Below are 19,294 nucleotides of genomic sequence, written 5' to 3' on the forward strand. Positions count from 1 at the left end.
TCACGGGCGCGCGTCACCCCCGTCTACTCACCGGGCCACTGCGGCTTCCGCTTCTCGTTGAACGCCGCCACGCCCTCCGCCCGGTCCCCCGAGAAGGCCACCGACCGCCACGCCGCGTCCTCGACCTCCAGACCCGCCCGCAGGTCCAGCCCGTGCCCCAGCCGCAGCGCCCGCTTGGCCGCCCGCAGCCCCACCGGGGAGTTCCCGGCGATCCGGGTGGCCAGCGCGAGGGCGGCCTCCCGGTCCCGCCCCTCCTCCACCAGCTCGTCCACGAGCCCCAGCTCACGCGCCTCGGCGGCCTCCACCCGCCGCGCGCTGAAGATCAGCTCGGCGGCCCGCGCCGCCCCCACCCGGCGCGGCAGCAGCTGCGTACCGCCGCCGCCCGGAATCACCCCGACGGAGACCTCGGGGAGCCCCACCACCGCCGTACGGTCGGCCACGATCAGGTCGCACGACAGCGCCAGCTCGAACCCGCCGCCCAGCGCGAACCCGTGCACCGCCGCGACCGTGGGCACCGGCAGGTCGAGCACGCCGGTGTAGGCGCCCCGCGCCACCGGCCGCTGCCGCACCAGCTCCGCGTCGCTGAAGGAGTTGCGTTCCTTCAGGTCGGCCCCGACGCAGAACGCCCGCTCGTGCGTCGAGGTGAGGACGACCACCCGGACGTCCCGGTCGGCCCCCAGCGCCGTACACGCCTCGGCGATGGACCGCGCCATCGCGGTGGACACGGCGTTCATGGCCTTGGGCCGGTCCAGGGCCAGCTCCGCCACGTGCCCGGCGCCCTCGCCCCCGTGCCGCCGTACCAGGACGAACTCCCCGTACCGCTCCTCGCTCACAGCACCCTCCGGTTAACGCGGGTTAACAGCATCCGCCCCGATCATCGCAGGCCCGCCGCACCGGGAAAAGGGCCACGCCCGCACCGGGAAAGGGCTACGCCCCGCTGTCCCGCCGCATCAGCAGCCACGGCTCCACGACCCCCAGGCCACGGACCGGCCGCTGCCACATCGGCTGGAGCGCGAACCGGTACACCGGCGGCTCCTCGCCCTCCTTCTCCGCCGCCGCCGCGGCCTCGGCCGCCTCCGCCTCCGAGGCGGGCGCCTCACCGCTGCGGACCAGCTCCTCGGCAAAGGCGCTGTCCACGAGGACGGCGTCGCGGGGCGCTATCGAGGTGAGCCGGGAGGCCAGGTTCACCGTGGTGCCGAAGACATCGCCCATCCGGGTGGTGACCGTGCCGAAGGCGATCCCGACGCGCAGCTCGGGCATGGTCTCGTCGTTCGCCATCGTCTCGATGAGCCGCAGCGCGATCTCGGCGGCGACACCCGCGTCGTCGGCGCTGTAGAGCACCTCGTCGCCGAGCGTCTTGATCAGCCGTCCGCCCCGGGCCGCGACCAGGTCGGCGGCGGTGGTCTCGAAGGCCTCGACCAGCTCGCCGAGCTCCTCCTCCTCGAGACGGCGGGTCAGCCGGGTGAAGCCGACCAGGTCGGCGAAGCCCACGGCGAGCCGCCGGTCGACCATCTCCTCGTCGTCGGTGGCCTGCACGACCCGCCCGGTCGCCGCCGCCAGCTGCCGCCGCCAGACGTAGACGAGGAACTCCTCCAGCTCCGGCAGCAACAGCTCGACCAGCGGGTACGTGACCTCGGTGCGGGTCATCCCCGGCTCGGGCGGCTCGGTGAGGCCCTCCAGGAAGGAGTCGATCTGCCAGTCCGCCAGCCGGGCCGTGGTCTGCCCGGTGGACCTGGCCACCTGCACGGCCATCGCCTCGCTGAGCAGCCCCGCCTCCACCAGACCGGCGAGACGGCGCAGGGCGAGCACGTCGGCCTCGGTGAGCGCCTTGGCCTGCCCGATGTCGGCGAAGCCCATCGCCCGCCAGAACCGGGAGGCCAGCTCCATGGAGACACCGGCGCTGCGGGCCGCCTGGAACGGGGTGTAACGCCGCTCGGCGCCGAGGATGAGCTGTTCGAGGCGCAGGGCGAGCGGGTCGTCGCCGGGGCCGACGGACGGGGAAGGCTCCCCCCGGCCCTGCGCGTCCGTGCCGGAGCCCGTGTCGTCGACGGTCACGCCTGTTGCCCTTCCGATCTGCCGCGGTCAGGTATCGACCGGCCTCAACTCTACGGCAGATGTGCCGCAGCTCACTCCGTGAGAAAAGCCGGACGCACGCCGTCTGCCTGCGTACTCGCCCCGCGTACCCGCCCGCTCACGCGGGGCGCAGATGCACGATGTCCCCCGCTCCCACGGGCTCCCGCACGCCCTCCTCGGTGGCGAGCACCAGCCGCCCGTCGCCGTCCACGGCGACCGCCTCGCCGAAGACCGCGCGCTCCCCGGGCAGCTCCGCGCGCACCCGCCGACCGAGCGTCGCGCAGCCCGCCGCGTAGGTCTCCTGGAGCCCGCACGCCGACGCGTCCCCGCCGGCCGCCCGCCACCTGCCGTACCACTGCTCCAGCGCCCGCAGGACGGCCCGCAGCAGCGGGTCGCGGTCCGTGCTCACCGCCCCGGCCAGCGCCAGCGACCCGGCGTGCGGCACCGGCAGCTCGTCGGCGCGCAGGGTGACGTTGACGCCGACGCCGACGACGACGCCGTCGGCGGCGCGCTCGGCGAGGATGCCGCCCGCCTTGCGCTCCTCGCCGCCGACGGTGACCAGGAGGTCGTTGGGCCACTTGAGGGCCGTGTCGACCCCGGCGGCGCGGGACAGCCCCGTGGCCACCGCGACGCCGGTGAGCAGCGGCAGCCAGCCCCAGTGCGTGACCGGCACCTCGGCGGGCCGCAGGAACACCGAGAAGAACAGGCCGGAGCGGGCCGGTGCCGTCCACTGCCGGTCGAGGCGCCCGCGCCCCGCGGACTGCTCCTCGGCGACCAGGACGGCGCCCTCGGCCGCCTTCCCCGCGGCGGCCAGCGCGACGAGGTCGCCGTTGGTGGAGCCGGTGCGCCGCACCACCTCCACCCCGGACCACAGCCCGCCCTCCCGTACCAGCCCCCGGCGCAGGGCGGCGGCGTTCAGCGGCGGCCGTTCCAGGTCGGACCAGCGACTGCCGTTGTTCGCGTCTGATGCATCGTGCGGCGTCATGCAAGCCAGCCTAGGTGTGGTAAATGCCGCACTGCCGATCGGTAGGCCCCCCACTACGCTACGGATGAGTAGCCGACCCCCCTTCTGAGCACCCTTTTCAGAACCTGAGGCAGGGAGAGCAGCATCCCGATGTCCGAGCCGGAAGAGCTGGCGCAGCAGCCCGACATCCACACGACCGCGGGCAAGCTCGCGGACCTCCAGCGCCGTATCCACGAGGCGACCCACGCGGGCTCGGAGCGTGCCGTGGAGAAGCAGCACGCCAAGGGCAAGCTGACGGCGCGCGAGCGGATCGCCCTGCTGCTGGACGAGGACTCCTTCGTGGAGCTGGACGAGTTCGCCCGGCACCGCTCCACCAACTTCGGTCTGGCGGCCAACCGCCCCTACGGCGACGGCGTGGTCACCGGCTACGGCACGGTGGACGGCCGCCCGGTGGCGGTGTTCTCGCAGGACTTCACCGTCTTCGGCGGCGCGCTCGGCGAGACGTACGGCCAGAAGATCTGCAAGGTGATGGACTTCGCGCTGAAGACCGGCTGCCCGGTCGTCGGCATCAACGACTCCGGCGGCGCCCGCATCCAGGAGGGCGTCGCCTCCCTCGGCGCGTACGGCGAGATCTTCCGCCGCAACACCCACGCCTCCGGGGTGATCCCGCAGATCAGCCTGGTCGTCGGCCCGTGCGCGGGCGGCGCGGTCTACTCCCCGGCGATCACCGACTTCACGGTGATGGTCGACCAGACCAGCCACATGTTCATCACCGGCCCCGACGTCATCAAGACGGTCACCGGCGAGGACGTCGGCTTCGAGGAACTGGGCGGCGCCCGCACCCACAACACCGCCTCCGGCGTCGCCCACCACATGGCCGGGGACGAGAAGGACGCCGTCGAGTACGTCAAGCAGCTGCTGTCCTACCTGCCGTCGAACAACCTCTCCGAGCCCCCGGCCTTCCCCGAGGAGGCCGACCTGACGGTCACGGACGAGGACCGCGAGCTGGACACGATCGTCCCCGACTCCGCGAACCAGCCGTACGACATGCACACCGTCATCGAGCACGTCCTCGACGACGGCGAGTTCTTCGAGACGCAGGCGCTGTTCGCGCCGAACATCCTCACCGGCTACGGCCGCGTCGAGGGCCACCCGGTCGGCATCGTCGCCAACCAGCCGATGCAGTTCGCGGGCTGCCTGGACATCACCGCCTCCGAGAAGGCGGCCCGCTTCGTGCGCACCTGCGACGCCTTCAACATCCCCGTCCTGACCTTCGTGGACGTCCCCGGCTTCCTGCCCGGCGTCGACCAGGAGCACGACGGCATCATCCGCCGCGGCGCCAAGCTGATCTACGCCTACGCCGAGGCGACCGTCCCGCTGATCACCGTCATCACCCGCAAGGCGTTCGGCGGCGCCTACGACGTCATGGGCTCCAAGCACCTGGGCGCCGACCTGAACCTGGCCTGGCCCACCGCGCAGATCGCCGTCATGGGCGCCCAGGGCGCGGTCAACATCCTGCACCGCCGCACCATCGCCGAAGCGGAGGCCGCCGGAGAGGGCGAGGCCACCCGGGCCCGCCTCATCCAGGAGTACGAGGACGCCCTCCTCAACCCCTACACCGCCGCCGAACGCGGTTACGTCGACGCGGTGATCATGCCGTCGGACACCCGCGCGCACATCGTCCGCGGCCTGCGCCAGCTGCGCACCAAGCGGGCGTCCCTCCCGCCGAAGAAGCACGGCAACATCCCCCTCTGAGGACCGCCAAGGACTAGGAGCCGCTGTGACCATCAAGGTCGTCCGGGGCAACCCGACCCCCGAGGAGCTGGCCGCCGCACTGGCGGTGGTCCGCGCCCGCGCCGCGGCGGCGGCAGCCACGCCGCCCGGCGCGCCCGGCCCCCGCGCCGCCTGGGCCGACCCGTCCCGCATCGCCGCCCAGCACGTCCCGCGCCCGGGCCCGACCTCGTGGAGCCGTACGTACTGGCCGTCCTGACGCCTCCCGGGCGCTGATTTGAGTACGCGTACTCAGGCGCCCCCCGGACCCCCGCCGGACCATGGCAGACATGCTGTGGTCCGACCCGGAGAACGAGCCCCCCGAAGAGCTGCGCGCCATGCAGGCCATGCTCCGACGACTGAGCGTCCTCCTGGCCCTGGCCATGGTCCTGGCGATGATCGTCACGGGCCTGAGATAGGTCCCCGGGCGCCGGGCCGGCCACTACCCTGTCCGCATGACTGACCACCCACGCCGCCGACTCGTCCTCGCCTCGCAGTCCCCCGCCCGCCTCGGCCTGTTGCGGCAGGCGGGGCTGGCGCCGGAGGTCGTGGTGAGCGGGGTCGACGAGGACGCCGTCACCGCCCCCACCCCCGCCGACCTCGCGCTCGCGCTGGCCGAGGCGAAGGCGTCCGTCGTGGCCGCCCGGCCGGAGGTCAAGGGCGCGCTGGTGATCGGCTGCGACTCGGTCCTCGACCTGGACGGACAGCCCCTGGGCAAGCCCGCGGACGCCGAGGAGGCCACCGCCCGCTGGAAGGCGATGCGTGGCCGGGCGGGCACCCTGCAGACGGGGCACTGCGTCTACGACACCCTCAGCGGCCGGTACGCCTCGGCGACCGCCTCCACCCTCGTCCGCTTCGGTGAGCCGACGGACGAGGAGATCGCGGCGTACGTCGCCTCCGGCGAGCCCCTCTACGTCGCCGGGGCGTTCACGCTCGACGGCCGCTCGGCCCCGTTCATCGAGGGCATCGACGGCGACCACGGCAACGTGATCGGCATCAGCCTGCCCCTCGTACGCCGTCTGCTGCGCGAACTGGGCGTGGGGATCACGGAGTTGTGGGCGCCGGTGGAGTGACGGCGGGCCCGTCACCCGGGGAGCCCGGCGCCGCCTCGTCGACGGGCTCCCGCTGAGCGTCGTACGTCATCAGCAGCAGCACGATCAGCGCGAGCACGACCACCATGAACAGGAAGGCGGGCCAGCCCACCGGCCCCCAGGTGAAGGCGCCGAGCAGCCCGTGCACGACGGCCGCGCTGATCAGCAGCAGGCGCCCGAACCCGGCGGGCCGCCGGTCCCGCAGGGCCACCAGCAGGGCGACGAGGCCGCACAGCGCGAAGTACAGCCCGAAGACCACTCCACCGACCTTCGAGGACGTCGACATAACGTCCGGGTCGAGGCCCGCGAGTGACATGTCCTGTCGGTCCACGACGACCCCGAGGAACCAGTTCAGCGCCGCCACACCGAGGGCCTCCGCGAACAGCAGGACCGCCACCACCCACGCAACCGGTCTGCGCACCACGCCCACCACCCCTGTTACCGGAAGTACGTCTCCCGTGAGCGCGAACGCTACTCACCGGTAAACGCAGGGACAAGAGTTGCGCGGAGGGCAAAGATTCGTTGGGCCATTCGTAGGGACTCCACAAAGAAACGGAGTGGGCCGCAGCACGCTCTCACAGAGACCTTGGCCACACGGGGCAGCTAGGGTTTTCCGGAGCAGCCCTGTGTACCGCGGTACGACAAGGGATTTCGCAGGTCGAGCGAGCCTCGAATCACGCTCCGTGTGGGCAAGCTCACCATTGGGGACGGGTCGAAGTGCCGTGTCGGCAGTCCCTAAACTCGGCTTGTTTCAAGGAGGGAGCCTCATCGTGCGCAAGGTGCTCATCGCCAACCGTGGCGAAATCGCTGTCCGCGTTGCCCGGGCCTGCCGGGACGCTGGTATCGCGAGCGTGGCCGTCTACGCCGACCCGGACCGGGACGCTCTGCATGTCCGCGCCGCGGATGAGGCGTTCGCCCTGGGCGGTGACACCCCGGCCACCAGCTATCTGGACATCGGAAAGGTCCTGGGCGCCGCCCGTGAGGCCGGGGCGGACGCGGTCCACCCGGGCTACGGCTTCCTCTCCGAGAACGCCGAGTTCGCCCAGGCGGTCCTGGACGCCGGGCTGATCTGGATCGGCCCGCCGCCGCAGGCCATCCGCGACCTCGGCGACAAGGTGGCGGCCCGGCACATCGCCCAGCGCGCCGGGGCCCCCCTGGTCGCGGGCACCCCGGACCCGGTCTCGGGCGCCGACGAGGTGGTGGCCTTCGCCCAGGAGCACGGCCTCCCCATCGCGATCAAGGCGGCGTTCGGCGGCGGCGGCCGCGGCCTGAAGGTCGCCCGCACCCTGGAGGAGGTCCCGGAGCTGTACGACTCCGCGGTCCGCGAGGCCGTGGCGGCCTTCGGCCGGGGGGAGTGCTTCGTGGAGCGCTACCTGGACAAGCCCCGCCACGTGGAGACGCAGTGCCTGGCCGACACCCACGGCAACGTGGTCGTCGTCTCCACGCGTGACTGCTCCCTCCAGCGCCGCCACCAGAAGCTGGTCGAGGAGGCCCCGGCACCGTTCCTCTCCGAGGCCCAGGTCGCGGAGCTGTACCGGGCGTCGAAGGCCATCCTCAAGGAGGCCGGGTACGTCGGCGCGGGCACGGTGGAGTTCCTGGTCGGCGTGGACGGCACGATCTCCTTCCTGGAGGTGAACACCCGCCTCCAGGTGGAGCACCCGGTCACCGAGGAGGTCTCCGGGATCGACCTGGTCCGCGAGATGTTCCGGATCGCCGACGGCGAGAAACTCGGCTACGACGACCCCGCCCTGCGCGGCCACTCCTTCGAGTTCCGCATCAACGGCGAGGACCCGGGCCGCAACTTCCTGCCCGCCCCCGGCACCGTCACCACCTTCGACCCGCCCTCCGGCCCCGGCGTCCGCCTGGACGCGGGCGTCGAGTCCGGCAGCGTGATCGGCCCGGCGTGGGACTCCCTGCTGGCCAAGCTGATCGTGACCGGCCGCACCCGCGAGGAGGCCCTCCAGCGTGCCGCCCGCGCCCTGGAGGAGTTCACGGTCGAGGGCATGGCGACGGCGATCCCGTTCCACCGCGCGGTGGTGAGGGACCCGGCGTTCGCGCCCGAGCTGACCGGCTCCACCGACCCCTTCACGGTCCACACCCGCTGGATCGAGACGGAGTTCGTCAACGAGATCAAGCCCTTCACCGCCACCGCCGACACGGAGACGGACGAGGAGGCGGGCCGCGAGACGGTCGTCGTCGAGGTCGGCGGCAAGCGCCTGGAGGTCTCCCTCCCGGCCTCCCTGGGCATGTCCCTGGCGCGCACCGGCCTGGCGGCGGGCGCCAAGCCCAAGCGCCGCGCGGCGCGCAAGTCGGGCCCCGTGGCCTCCGGCGACACCCTCACCTCACCCATGCAGGGGACCATCGTCAAGCTCGCGGTGGAGGAGGGGCAGGAAGTCAAGGAAGGCGACCTGATCGTCGTCCTCGAAGCGATGAAGATGGAACAGCCCCTGAACGCCCACAAGTCGGGCACCGTCAAGGGCCTCGCGGCCGAGGTCGGCGCGTCCATCACCTCGGGCGCGGCGATCTGCGAGATCAAGGACTGACGCACAGGCACCACGGAGCGCCCGGCGGCTGGCTGACGAAGGCAAGCCCGCCGGGCGCTCCCGCGTTCCCGCTCCCGACCGCTCGCCCCCTCCCTCCCACCGCCGTCAGCGCCGCCGGAGGTCCGCGACCCTCGCCCCCCGCTCGCTCCCGGGTCCCTGCTCCCCGAGGCCGCGCAGCGAGGGCGCCGTTCCCTGGACCTGACCGCGGCGCGGGGAGGGGAGCGGCACGTCCCGGCGCTGCTGACGCGCCGGGGCGGGCTCACCCCCCGCCACGTTTCCCGAGCCGCCCTGCGCGCCGGCCACGGCGATCTGGACGCCCTGGTCGGCCAGAGCCTGCAACTCGGTGGCGGCGCGGTCGTCGTGCGCGGGCGGATCATCGGTCACCAGCCGTGTGATGACCTCCGTCGGCACCGTCTGGAACATGGTGTCCGACCCCAGCTTGGTGTGGTCGGCCAGCACCACGACCTCGGCGGCGGCCTGCACGAGCGCCCGGTCGACGGACGCGGAGAGCATGTTGGAGGTGGACAGCCCCCGCTCGGCGGTGAGCCCACTCCCGGACAGGAAGGCACGGGACACCCGCAGCCCCTGGAGGGACTGCTCGGCCCCACTGCCGACGAGGGCGTAGTTGGACCCCCGCAGGGTGCCCCCGGTCATCACCACCTCCACCCGGTTGGCGTGGGCCAGCGCCTGGGCCACCAGCAGCGAGTTGGTGACGACGGTCAGCCCGGGCACCCGGGCGAGCCGACGGGCCAGCTCCTGCGTGGTCGTACCGGCCCCCACCACAATGGCTTCACCTTCTTCGACGAAGCCCGCGGCGAGATCGGCGATGGCCGTCTTCTCGGCGGTCGCGAGATGTGACTTCTGCGGAAAGCCGGACTCCCGCGTGAACCCGCCCGGCAGTACCGCACCGCCATGTCGGCGGTCGAGGAGTCCTTCTGCCTCCAGTGCGCGCACGTCCCGCCGTACGGTCACTTCGGAGGTCTGGACGACGCGGGCCAGCTCACGGAGCGACACTGCTCCGTTCGCTCGCACCATTTCGAGGATCAATTGGCGACGTTCTGCAGCGAACACGAAACTGACAGTAACCCCAACGACCGTCTGCTTTCAGCAGTTTGCGCCGAATAACAGAAGTTGTTCGCACGCCAGGGGTGGAGGTGGTATACGGGCCTAGGCCACCCGACTATGCCGCCGCTCCACCCCGCCACCCTCCGTGACCAGCGAAGAGTCCCTTTCGGCCGTCAGACCTCGGCACCCGTCTTACGGGTGTGCAGCTGCCGCGCGACCTCGGCGATCGACCCCGACAGGGACGGGTAGACGGTGAAGGCGTTCGCGATCTGCTCGACGGTCAGGTTGTTGTCGACCGCGAGCGAGATCGGATGGATCAGCTCGGAGGCGCGCGGCGCCACGACCACACCACCCACCACGATCCCGGTCCCCGGCCGACAGAAGATCTTGACGAACCCGTCCCGGATGCCCTGCATCTTGGCCCGCGGGTTCCGCAGCAGCGGCAGCTTCACCACCCGGGCGTCGATCTTCCCGGCATCCACGTCGGCCTGGCTGTACCCGACCGTCGCGATCTCCGGGTCCGTGAACACGTTCGACGAAACGGTCTTCAGGTCAAGCGGAGCCACAGCGTCACCGAGGAAGTGGTACATGGCGATACGCCCCTGCATGGCGGCGACGGACGCCAGCGCGAACACCCCGGTGACATCACCGGCGGCATACACACCCGGGGCGGTGGTCCGCGACACCTTGTCGGTCCAGATGTGCCCGGAGTCCCGCAGCCGGACGCCCGCCTCCTCCAGTCCCATCCCGGCACTGTTGGGAACGGCACCCACGGCCATCAGGCAGTGCGACCCCCCGATCACCCGCCCGTCGGCGAGCGTGACCTCGACCCGGTCCCCCACCCGCTTGGCGGACTGCGCCCGGGACCGCGCCATGACGTTCATCCCGCGCCGCCGGAAGACCTCCTCCAGCACGGCGGCGGCATCCGGGTCCTCCCCGGGCAGCACCCGGTCGCGCGACGACACCAGCGTCACCTTGGACCCGAGCGCCTGATAGGCACCGGCGAACTCGGCCCCGGTCACACCGGACCCGACCACGATCAGTTCCTCGGGCAGCTCGTCAAGGTCGTACACCTGGGTCCAGTTGAGGATCCGCTCCCCGTCGGGCCGGGCATCGGGCAGCTCCCGAGGATGCCCCCCGGTGGCCACGAGCACGGCATCGGCGGCAAGCGTCTCCTCACTCCCGTCAGCCGCGGTGACCACCACCTTCCGCGACCCGTCAAGGGCCTGCATCCCCTCAAGCCGCCCCCGCCCGCGCATGACCCGCGCGCCGGCGCGCGTCACGGCGGCGGTGATGTCGTGCGACTGCGCGAGAGCGAGCCGCTTCACCCGCCGGTTGACCTTCCCCAGGTCGACCCCCACCACCCGGGCGGCCTGCTCGATATGCGGGGTGTCGTCGGCGACGATGATCCCCAGCTCCTCGTACGACGAGTCAAAGGTGGTCATCACCTCGGCCGTAGCGATGAGGGTCTTCGAGGGCACGCAGTCGGTCAGCACCGAGGCCCCGCCCAGACCGTCGCAGTCGACGACGGTCACCTCCGCGCCGAGTTGCGCGGCCACCAGGGCCGCTTCGTATCCGCCGGGTCCGCCACCGATGATCACGATCCGAGTCACGTACTCCATTGTCCCGCACACCCCGCCCCGGGGCCGCCTCGGGGCCCACCCGACGCCCCTTCCGTTACCGGAGTGACGCACGCGCCGCCTGCCGTACCCTCTCCCCATGTCGCTCTACGCCGCCTACGCCGGCAATCTCGACGCGCGGCTGATGACGCGCCGTGCCCCGCACTCGCCGCTGCGCGCCACCGGCTGGCTCAACGGCTGGCGGCTGACGTTCGGCGGCGAGCACCTGGGCTGGGAGGGCGCGCTGGCGACCCTCGTCGAGGACCCCGTCAGCCAGGTCTTCGTCGCCCTCTACGACATCGCCCCGATGGACGAGGAGTCACTCGACCGCTGGGAGGGCGTGGGCCTCGGCATCTACCGCCGCCTGCGGAACGTACGCGTCCACACCCTGGAGGGCGAGGAGCAGTCCTGGACGTACGTCCTCGACACCTACGAGGGCGGCCTGCCGTCGGCCCGCTACCTGGGCGAGATCGCGGACGCGGCGGAATCCGCGGGCGCGCCCCACGACTACGTCATGGAACTGCGCAAACGCCCCTGCTGAGGCCAGCCCCACCAGAACCGGCACGGAACAATCCGAATCCCGTGAGGTCTGTCATCTACGCGCGTAGGCCGAGACCGGCTACCCTCATCCACGTGAACGCATCTCTTCTTCCGGACGACCTCCAGGGCGACCCCCACGCCGCCGCCGACGCCGCCGCCGCCCGCCTGCGCGAACTCACGGGCGCCGAGTCCCACGACGTCGCCCTCGTGATGGGCTCCGGCTGGGCCCCTGCCGTGGACGCCCTCGGTGCCCCCGAGGCCGAACTCCAGGTCACCGACCTGCCCGGCTTCCCGCCCCCGGCGGTCGCGGGCCACGGCGGCAAGATCCGCTCGTACCGCATCGGCGACAAGCGCGCCCTGGTCTTCCTCGGCCGCACCCACTTCTACGAGGGCCGGGGCGTCGCCTCGGTCGCCCACGGCGTCCGCACCGCGGTCGCCGCCGGGGCCAAGACGGTGATCCTCACCAACGGCTGCGGTGGTCTGCGCGAGGGGATGCGTCCCGGACAGCCGGTCCTGATCAGCGACCACATCAACCTCACCGCGGTCTCCCCGATCATCGGCGCGAACTTCGTCGACCTCACCGACCTGTACTCGCCGCGACTGCGGGCCCTGTGCAAGGAGATCGACCCCACGCTGGAGGAGGGCGTCTACGCCCAGTTCCCCGGCCCGCACTACGAGACCCCGGCGGAGATCCGCATGGCCCGCGTCATCGGCGCGGACCTGGTCGGCATGTCGACGGTCCTCGAAGCGATCGCCGCGCGTGAGGCGGGGGCGGAGGTGCTGGGGATCTCCCTCGTCACCAACCTCGCGGCCGGGATGACGGGCGAGCCCCTCAACCACGAGGAGGTCCTCCAGGCCGGCCGTGACTCGGCGACGCGGATGGGGGCGTTGCTGGGGCAGGTGCTCGGTCGGCTGTAGGGCGTCTGGCGGTACGACCCGGCGTCGCACGGGGTACCCGACGTGGGCTCGCCGCCCGGCGCCGGTGGGGCACCCGGCGTGGGTGCCGGCGCGGCGGGCGGGTCGCGCGCCCGGCGCTACGGGGTGCCTCCGCTACGGGGTGCCTCCCCCATCGCCCCTGCGGCACGACTGCCCGCAGCCTGGGCGGCAGAAGGCGGCGCGACCTGCCCGCGGCTAGGGCGACAGCCGGCGACGGCCCGCAGTCGCCGTACGACGGAAGGGGACGTGTCGAGGGGTGTCCGCCCACAGTGGTTCGCGCGGAGAACCCCGTACACCCCCAGTAGGCAGGGCGCGCGGTTCCGGGGACGGACACCCCCCGGCGCGGCCCCGCACCACCCCCGGCAGACAGCGGGACGCACGGCAGGCAGCGGACCCGCACAGGCGGCCGCGGGCATACTCACCACACACCGAGAGGTTGGACCGAACGTGCACGACGATCTTCTCGCACGGGCCCGGGCATGGCTGGCCGAGGACCCCGACCCCGAGACCCGCGACGAGCTGGCCGAGCTCATCGCCGCGGGCCCCGACGCCACCGACGAACTGACCGCCCGCTTCAGCGGCACCCTCCAGTTCGGCACGGCGGGCCTGAGAGGCGAACTCGGCGCCGGACCCATGCGCATGAACCGCTCCGTCGTCATCCGCGCCGCCGCCGGCCTCGCCGCGTACCTGAAGAAGCAGGGCCACACCAACGGCCTCGTCGTCATCGGCTACGACGCCCGCCACAAGTCCCAGGACTTCGCGTCCGACACCGCCGCCGTCATGACCGGCGCCGGCCTCCGCGCAGCCGTACTCCCCCGCCCCCTCCCCACCCCCGTCCTCGCCTTCGCCATAAGGCACCTCGGTGCGGTAGCGGGTGTAGAGGTCACCGCCAGCCACAACCCACCCCGCGACAACGGCTACAAGGTGTACCTGGGCGACGGCTCCCAGATCGTCCCGCCCGCGGACACCGACATCGCCGCCGAGATCGCGGCGATCACGACCCTCAGCAGCGTCCCCCGCCCCACCACCGGCTGGGACACCCTCGACGACGACGTCCTCAACGCGTACCTCGCCCGCACGGACGCCGTCCTCTCCCCCGACACCCCCCGCACCGCCCGCACCGTCTACACCGCGATGCACGGCGTCGGCACGGACGTCCTCCTCGCCGCCTTCGCCCGCGCGGGCTTCCCGGAACCCGTCCTCGTCGCCGAGCAGGCCGACCCCGACCCGGACTTCCCCACCGTCGCCTTCCCCAACCCGGAAGAGCCCGGCGCGATGGACCTCGCCTTCGCGAAGGCCACGGAGACGGACCCGGACCTGATCATCGCCAACGACCCCGACGCGGACCGCTGCGCCGCCGCCGTCAAGGACGACGGCACCTGGCGGATGCTCCGCGGCGACGAGGTAGGCGCCCTCCTCGCCGCCCACCTGGTGGCCCGCGGCGCGCGCGGCACGTTCGCGGAGTCGATCGTCTCCTCGTCCCTCCTCGGCCGTATCGCCGCGAAGGCGGGCCTCCCCCACGAGGAGACCCTGACCGGCTTCAAGTGGATCGCCCGGGTGGAGAACCTCCGCTACGGCTATGAGGAGGCCCTCGGCTACTGCGTCGACCCCGACGGCGTACGCGACAAGGACGGCATCACGGCCGCCCTCCTGATCGCGGAACTGGCGTCGGTCCTCAAGTCAGAGGGCCGCACGCTCCTCGACCTCCTGGACGACCTCGCCGTGGACCACGGCCTGCACGCCACCGACCAGCTCTCGGTCCGCGTCGAGGACCTGTCGATCATCGCCAACGCGATGACCCGCCTCCGCGAGGACCCGCCCACCACCCTCGCGGGCCTCCGAGTCACCCACGCCGAGGACCTCACCCAGGGCACCGCCACCCTCCCGCCCACGGACGGCCTGCGCTACACGCTCGACGGCGCCCGCGTCATCGTCCGACCGAGCGGCACGGAGCCCAAGCTGAAGTGCTACCTGGAGGCAGTGGTCCCGGTCCCCGACCGCACGGCGCTCCCCACGGCCCGCGCCAGGGCGACGGACCTCCTGACGGCCCTCAAGCAGGACCTGGCCGCAGCAGCGGGCCTCTGAAACCGCCGCCCCCGCGCCCTGGGGCGCGGGGGCACCTCACCAACTTCCAAACCCCCGCGATCCCCCATCCCCCATCACCCCGCGTCACCCCACCACCAACAACACCCCCAACAGCACCGCCCCCGCCCCCGCGGGCCCCATCACCTCGTAAGCCCACCGCACGGACACCTCCCCCTGAGACCCGACCGCCTTCTCCCGAGCCGCCTGCATCTCCCGCAGCTCGTCCATCACCTGGTCGGTCTCGGCACGAGAGGGCCCCGCATCCGCGGCCGCCCCCGCGTCGATCCCCCCGAGCCCCCCGAAGCCGCCCCCGAACGGCAGCCCCCGTCTGCGCCCCTCCCCCCGCGCCGCGGCATCCCGCCGGGCCTGCTGCCGGGCGGCCTTCTTCCGCCCCCGCAGCGACACGGGAATGGACCACAGCTGGAACTTCTCCCCCGACTTCGCGACGACCTCGTTGGTGTACCCGGACCGCAACGAGACGACCTCCCCCCACGGCAGCACGACCACCCGGAAGGGATTCCGCACCCGCAGCCGGTCCTCGTTCGCGAACACGGCGGGCCGCAGGGTGAACGCGACCACCAGCGGCACCAGGAACAGCAGCACGGCCAGCGCCAGCCAGGGCGTACGCCCCTCCCCCGTCACCACGGCGTCGCCCCCCAGCCACCCGATGACCACGAGCAGCAGCACCCCGGCCACCAGGGCGGACGGCGACCGGTAGATCCGGTCCCGGGTACGGGGCGGCTCGGGCCGCGGCCCGGATGACTGGTTCTCGGAGGTGCTCATGCCCCCGATTCTGCCCGACCCCACTGACACCGCCCCGCAGCGGTAGCCCCGACCACCCGTCCCGCACCGGTACCACCGACCACCCACCGTCCCCACCGCGCCCACCGCGCCCTCCGTCTCCAGGAACCGTCCCCCACGCCCTGTACAGCCGCTACGCGCGTAGATATGCTCGTCTGGTGACCATGCCCACCTCTGCACCCACCCCAGCGGCCACCGCGGCGTCGCCCGAGCCGAAGTCCGAGGCGAACCCCCTCGCCGCCTTCGCGGACGTCACCGCGTCCCACAGCACGCTGCGCCGCTTCCTCCACGGGCTGCCCGGCGTCGACCCGGTCGGCCTGGAGGCGCGCGCGGCCTCGCTCGGCACCCGCTCCATCAAGACGACCGCCAAGGCGTACGCCATCGACCTGGCCATCTCCATGGTCGACCTGACGACGCTGGAAGGCGCGGACACCCCCGGCAAGGTCCGGGCGCTCGGCGCCAAGGCGGTCCACCCCGACCCGACCGACCGCACGACCCCCGCCACCGCCGCGGTCTGCGTCTACCCGGACATGGTGGCCACCGCCAAGGAGGCCGTAGCGGGCTCCACGGTCAAGGTCGCCTCGGTGGCCACCGCCTTCCCGGCGGGCCGCGCCCCGCTCGCGGTCAAGCTGGCGGACGTCCGCGAGGCCGTCGCCGCGGGCGCCGACGAGATCGACATGGTCATCGACCGCGGCGCGTTCCTCGCGGGTGACTACATGAAGGTCCACGACGAGATCACCGCCGTGAAGGACGCCTGCGGCACGAGCGCCCGCCTGAAGGTCATCTTCGAGACGGGCGAGCTGTCGACGTACGACAACATCCGCCGCGCCAGCTGGCTCGGCATGATGGCCGGGGCGGACTTCATCAAGACCTCGACCGGCAAGGTCGCGGTGAACGCGACCCCGGCGAACACCCTGCTCATGCTGGAGGCGGTCCGCGACTTCCGCGCCGCGACCGGCGTCCAGGTGGGCGTGAAACCGGCGGGCGGCATCCGCACCACCAAGGACGCGGTCAAGTTCCTGGTCCTGGTCAACGAGACCGCGGGCGAGGACTGGCTGGACAACCACTGGTTCCGCTTCGGCGCGTCCTCGCTCCTGAACGACCTGCTGATGCAGCGTCAGAAGCTGGCCACCGGCCGCTACTCCGGCCCCGACTACGTGACGGTGGACTGATCACCATGGCATCGGCATTCGCATACGCCCCCGCACCCGAGTCCCGCGCGATCGTCGACATCGCCCCGTCGTACGGCCTGTTCATCGACGGCGAGTTCGCCGAGGCGGCGGACGGCAAGGTCTTCAAGACGGTCAGCCCCGCCTCCGAGGAGGTGCTCTCCGAGGTCGCCCAGGCGGGCGAGGCGGACGTCGACCGCGCGGTGAAGGCGGCCCGCAAGGCGTTCGAGAAGTGGTCGGCGCTCCCCGGCGCCGAGCGCGCGAAGTACCTCTTCCGCATCGCGCGGATCATCCAGGAGCGCAGCCGCGAACTGGCCGTCCTCGAAACCCTGGACAACGGCAAGCCGATCAGGGAGACCCGCGACGCGGACCTCCCCCTGGTCGCCGCGCACTTCTTCTACTACGCGGGCTGGGCGGACAAGCTGGACCACGCGGGCTACGGCCCGGCCCCCCGCCCCCTCGGCGTGGCGGGCCAGGTCATCCCCTGGAACTTCCCCCTCCTGATGCTGGCGTGGAAGATCGCCCCGGCGCTGGCGACCGGCAACACGGTCGTCCTGAAGCCCGCCGAGACGACCCCGCTCTCCGCCCTCTTCTTCGCGGACGTCTGCCGCCAGGCGGGCCTGCCCAGGGGCGTCGTCAACATCGTGACCGGCGACGGCCGCACGGGCGCCGCCCTGGTCGCGCACCCGGACGTCAACAAGGTCGCGTTCACCGGCTCGACGGCCGTCGGCAAGGGGATCGCGCGCGCGGTAGCCGGAACGAACAAGAAGCTCACGCTCGAACTCGGCGGGAAGGGCGCCAACATCGTCTTCGACGACGCCCCGCTGGACCAGGCGGTGGAGGGCATCGTCAACGGCATCTTCTTCAACCAGGGCCAGGTCTGCTGCGCGGGCAGCCGCCTGCTGGTCCAGGAGTCGATCCACGACGAGCTGCTGGACTCCCTCAAGCGGCGCCTGTCGACCCTCCGCCTGGGCGACCCCCTGGACAAGAACACGGACATCGGCGCGATCAACTCCGCCGAACAGCTGTCCCGCATCACCGCCCTCGCCGACCAGGGCGAGGCGGAGGGCGCGGAACGCTGGTCCCCGCCCTGCGAGCTGCCGTCATCGGGCTACTGGTTCGCCCCGACCCTCTTCACGAACGTCACCCAGGCGCACACGGTCGCCCGAGACGAGATCTTCGGCCCGGTCCTCTCGGTCCTCACCTTCCGCACTCCGGACGAGGCCGTGGCGAAGGCCAACAACACCCCCTACGGCCTCTCGGCGGGCATCTGGACGGAGAAGGGCTCGCGCATCCTCGCGGTCGCGAACAAGCTCCGCGCGGGTGTCGTCTGGTCCAACACGTTCAACAAGTTCGACCCGACCTCGCCGTTCGGCGGCTACAAGGAGTCGGGCTTCGGCCGCGAAGGCGGTCGCCACGGCCTGGAGGCGTACCTCGATGTCTGACGTGACCCGACTCTCCGTCTTCAAGACCTACAAGCTGTACGTCGGCGGGAAGTTCCCGCGTTCCGAGAGCGGCCGGGTGTACGAGGTGACGGACCCGAAGAACAACTGGCTGGCCAACGCTCCCTGGTCGTCCCGCAAGGACGCCCGGGACGCGGTGGTCGCGGCCCGCAAGGCGTTCGGCGGCTGGTCCGGCGCGACGGCGTACAACCGCGGGCAGGTCCTCTACCGCGTCGCGGAGATGCTGGAGGGCCGCCGCGACCAGTTCACGCGCGAGGTGGCCGACGCGGAGGGCCTGTCCAAGTCCAAGGCGGCGGCGGTCGTGGACGCGACGATCGACCGCTGGGTCTGGTACGCGGGCTGGACGGACAAGATCGCCCAGATCGTTGGCGGCGGAAACCCGGTGGCGGGCCCGTACTTCAACCTCTCCACCCCCGAACCAACGGGCGTGGTCGCGGTAGTGGCCCCCCAGGACTCCTCCTTCCTGGGCCTGGTGAGCGTCCTGGCCCCGGTGCTCGCCACGGGCAACACGGCGGTCGTCGTGGCCTCCGAGCAGCGCCCCCTCCCCGCCCTCTCCCTCGCCGAGGTGCTGGCCACCTCCGACGTCCCCGGCGGCGTGGTCAACGTCCTCTCGGGCCGTACGGCGGAAATCGCGACGCCGCTCGCCTCCCACCAGGACGTCAACGCGATCGACCTCGCGGGCGCGGACGCCGACCTGGCGAAGGAACTGGAGATCGCGGCGGCGGACAACCTGAAGCGCGTCCTGCGTCCACAGCCTGTGGATTACGCCCAGACGCCCGGCACCGACCGCATGACGGCGTTCCTGGAGACCAAGACGGTCTGGCACCCCACGGGTTCCCTGGGCGCGGGCGGCTCGTCCTACTGACGCCCACCACCCCCTGAGCAGGGCCGCGACTCCTCACCGCCCGGAGGAGCCGCGGCCCTCTTCGTTCTCTGCGAGTCAGAGCGCCTCCCCCCTCCTCCCGCCCTCCCCCCGACTCCGGGCGTCGGTTGCCACGGGCTCAGGTAGGGGCCGCCCGCTTCTTTGCCAGGGTCGTGCTTCCACGCCCCGGCCTCAAGGGCGCTCCGCTGTCGCTCCGCGTCGGCTACGCCGATCGGCCTGCGGCCGACCCTTGACCCCGGGCCGCTCCAGCACGGGTGAGAAGCGCGCGGACGGCCCGGAAAGACGGGGGGCC

18 protein-coding genes are annotated in these 19,294 nt (G+C 72.3%); 11 read left to right on the plus strand and 7 right to left on the minus strand.

Going from position 1 to position 19,294, the window contains the following annotated elements; all coding sequences use genetic code 11:
• Positions 1-23 precede the first annotated feature (23 nt).
• The 3 genes from ABZ659_RS13850 to ABZ659_RS13860 form a co-directional block, all read right to left on the minus strand.
• Positions 24-833: an enoyl-CoA hydratase-related protein gene (locus ABZ659_RS13850; RefSeq protein WP_360217946.1), complete on the minus strand. Its 810-nt coding sequence runs from the start codon at positions 831-833 to the stop codon at positions 24-26.
• A 94-nt stretch (positions 834-927) separates the two neighbouring features.
• Positions 928-2,055: an adenylate/guanylate cyclase domain-containing protein gene (locus tag ABZ659_RS13855; protein ID WP_360217949.1), complete on the minus strand. Its 1,128-nt coding sequence runs from the start codon at positions 2,053-2,055 to the stop codon at positions 928-930.
• A 136-nt stretch (positions 2,056-2,191) separates the two neighbouring features.
• Entirely contained in the window at positions 2,192-3,058 is an 867-nt protein-coding gene (locus ABZ659_RS13860) for a biotin--[acetyl-CoA-carboxylase] ligase (RefSeq protein ID WP_360217952.1), read from the minus strand.
• Between the two features lie 129 nt (positions 3,059-3,187).
• Here ABZ659_RS13860 and ABZ659_RS13865 point away from each other — a divergent pair, with 129 nt between their 5' ends.
• The 4 genes from ABZ659_RS13865 to ABZ659_RS13880 all read left to right on the plus strand — a co-directional run bounded on the left by ABZ659_RS13865 (position 3,188) and on the right by ABZ659_RS13880 (position 5,880).
• Positions 3,188-4,792, plus strand: coding sequence for an acyl-CoA carboxylase subunit beta (locus ABZ659_RS13865; protein WP_360217955.1), 1,605 nt, complete (start codon positions 3,188-3,190; stop codon positions 4,790-4,792).
• Between the two features lie 25 nt (positions 4,793-4,817).
• Positions 4,818-5,027 (plus strand): acyl-CoA carboxylase epsilon subunit, encoded by a 210-nt coding sequence (locus ABZ659_RS13870; RefSeq protein ID WP_360217958.1) that lies wholly within the window; start codon positions 4,818-4,820, stop codon positions 5,025-5,027.
• 61 nt (positions 5,028-5,088) lie between these two features.
• Entirely contained in the window at positions 5,089-5,226 is a 138-nt protein-coding gene (locus ABZ659_RS13875) for a hypothetical protein (RefSeq protein WP_360218016.1), read from the plus strand.
• Between the two features lie 36 nt (positions 5,227-5,262).
• Entirely contained in the window at positions 5,263-5,880 is a 618-nt protein-coding gene (locus ABZ659_RS13880; RefSeq protein WP_360217960.1) for a nucleoside triphosphate pyrophosphatase, read from the plus strand.
• On the opposite strand, the gene ABZ659_RS13885 is transcribed toward ABZ659_RS13880, so the two are convergent.
• Entirely contained in the window at positions 5,852-6,322 is a 471-nt protein-coding gene (locus ABZ659_RS13885) for a hypothetical protein (RefSeq protein ID WP_360217963.1), read from the minus strand. The two genes, ABZ659_RS13880 and ABZ659_RS13885, sit on opposite strands and share 29 nt — an antisense overlap.
• 346 nt (positions 6,323-6,668) lie before the next feature.
• Between ABZ659_RS13885 and ABZ659_RS13890 the strand changes: the two genes are divergently transcribed.
• Positions 6,669-8,441, plus strand: coding sequence for a biotin carboxylase N-terminal domain-containing protein (locus ABZ659_RS13890; protein ID WP_360217966.1), 1,773 nt, complete (start codon positions 6,669-6,671; stop codon positions 8,439-8,441).
• Between the two features lie 105 nt (positions 8,442-8,546).
• Here ABZ659_RS13890 and ABZ659_RS13895 read toward each other — a convergent pair whose 3' ends face one another.
• Both ABZ659_RS13895 and ABZ659_RS13900 read right to left on the minus strand, forming a co-directional pair.
• Positions 8,547-9,512: a DeoR/GlpR family DNA-binding transcription regulator gene (locus tag ABZ659_RS13895; RefSeq protein ID WP_360217969.1), complete on the minus strand. Its 966-nt coding sequence runs from the start codon at positions 9,510-9,512 to the stop codon at positions 8,547-8,549.
• 167 nt (positions 9,513-9,679) lie between these two features.
• Positions 9,680-11,128: an NAD(P)H-quinone dehydrogenase gene (locus ABZ659_RS13900; RefSeq protein WP_360217972.1), complete on the minus strand. Its 1,449-nt coding sequence runs from the start codon at positions 11,126-11,128 to the stop codon at positions 9,680-9,682.
• 97 nt (positions 11,129-11,225) lie between these two features.
• Here ABZ659_RS13900 and ABZ659_RS13905 point away from each other — a divergent pair, with 97 nt between their 5' ends.
• From ABZ659_RS13905 to ABZ659_RS13915, 3 genes are all read left to right on the plus strand, one after another.
• Complete coding sequence (locus ABZ659_RS13905) at positions 11,226-11,666, plus strand: gamma-glutamylcyclotransferase (protein ID WP_360217975.1); 441 nt, start codon at positions 11,226-11,228, stop codon at positions 11,664-11,666.
• Between the two features lie 92 nt (positions 11,667-11,758).
• Positions 11,759-12,583, plus strand: coding sequence for a purine-nucleoside phosphorylase (locus tag ABZ659_RS13910; protein WP_360217978.1), 825 nt, complete (start codon positions 11,759-11,761; stop codon positions 12,581-12,583).
• Positions 12,584-13,048: 465 nt separating this feature from the next.
• The gene (locus ABZ659_RS13915) at positions 13,049-14,686 is read left to right on the plus strand and encodes a phospho-sugar mutase (protein WP_360217980.1); all 1,638 of its coding nucleotides are present in this window, start codon (positions 13,049-13,051) and stop codon (positions 14,684-14,686) included.
• 84 nt (positions 14,687-14,770) lie between these two features.
• Here the strand turns inward: ABZ659_RS13915 and ABZ659_RS13920 are convergent, their stop codons facing one another.
• Positions 14,771-15,469: a PH domain-containing protein gene (locus ABZ659_RS13920; RefSeq protein ID WP_360217983.1), complete on the minus strand. Its 699-nt coding sequence runs from the start codon at positions 15,467-15,469 to the stop codon at positions 14,771-14,773.
• 140 nt (positions 15,470-15,609) lie between these two features.
• On the opposite strand from ABZ659_RS13920, the gene deoC reads away from it, so the two are divergent.
• Genes deoC through ABZ659_RS13935 form a run of 3 tightly spaced genes read left to right on the plus strand, consistent with a single transcriptional unit; the run spans position 15,610 to position 18,984 of the window.
• Positions 15,610-16,659, plus strand: coding sequence for a deoxyribose-phosphate aldolase (gene deoC / locus ABZ659_RS13925; RefSeq protein ID WP_360218013.1), 1,050 nt, complete (start codon positions 15,610-15,612; stop codon positions 16,657-16,659).
• Between the two features lie 5 nt (positions 16,660-16,664).
• Positions 16,665-18,101, plus strand: coding sequence for an aldehyde dehydrogenase family protein (locus ABZ659_RS13930; RefSeq protein ID WP_360217986.1), 1,437 nt, complete (start codon positions 16,665-16,667; stop codon positions 18,099-18,101).
• Complete coding sequence (locus ABZ659_RS13935; RefSeq protein ID WP_360217989.1) at positions 18,094-18,984, plus strand: aldehyde dehydrogenase family protein; 891 nt, start codon at positions 18,094-18,096, stop codon at positions 18,982-18,984. The genes ABZ659_RS13930 and ABZ659_RS13935 overlap by 8 nt, the downstream gene beginning before the upstream one ends.
• Positions 18,985-19,294: the final 310 nt, after the last annotated feature.

Source organism: Streptomyces sp. NPDC006997 (genome assembly GCF_040635175.1).
Taxonomy (GTDB): domain Bacteria; phylum Actinomycetota; class Actinomycetes; order Streptomycetales; family Streptomycetaceae; genus Streptomyces.

Excerpts from the sequence above, each read along its gene's own strand:
- ABZ659_RS13860 (WP_360217952.1), bottom strand. The coding sequence starts at position 3,058 with ATGACGCCGCACGATGCATCAGACGCGAACAACGGCAGTCGCTGGTCC.
- ABZ659_RS13865 (WP_360217955.1), top strand. The coding sequence starts at position 3,188 with ATGTCCGAGCCGGAAGAGCTGGCGCAGCAGCCCGACATCCACACGACC.
- ABZ659_RS13875 (WP_360218016.1), top strand. The coding sequence starts at position 5,089 with ATGGCAGACATGCTGTGGTCCGACCCGGAGAACGAGCCCCCCGAAGAG.
- ABZ659_RS13880 (WP_360217960.1), top strand. The coding sequence starts at position 5,263 with ATGACTGACCACCCACGCCGCCGACTCGTCCTCGCCTCGCAGTCCCCC.
- ABZ659_RS13900 (WP_360217972.1), bottom strand. The coding sequence starts at position 11,128 with ATGGAGTACGTGACTCGGATCGTGATCATCGGTGGCGGACCCGGCGGA.
- ABZ659_RS13905 (WP_360217975.1), top strand. The coding sequence starts at position 11,226 with ATGTCGCTCTACGCCGCCTACGCCGGCAATCTCGACGCGCGGCTGATG.
- ABZ659_RS13920 (WP_360217983.1), bottom strand. The coding sequence starts at position 15,469 with ATGAGCACCTCCGAGAACCAGTCATCCGGGCCGCGGCCCGAGCCGCCC.
- ABZ659_RS13930 (WP_360217986.1), top strand. The coding sequence starts at position 16,665 with ATGGCATCGGCATTCGCATACGCCCCCGCACCCGAGTCCCGCGCGATC.
- ABZ659_RS13935 (WP_360217989.1), top strand. The coding sequence starts at position 18,094 with ATGTCTGACGTGACCCGACTCTCCGTCTTCAAGACCTACAAGCTGTAC.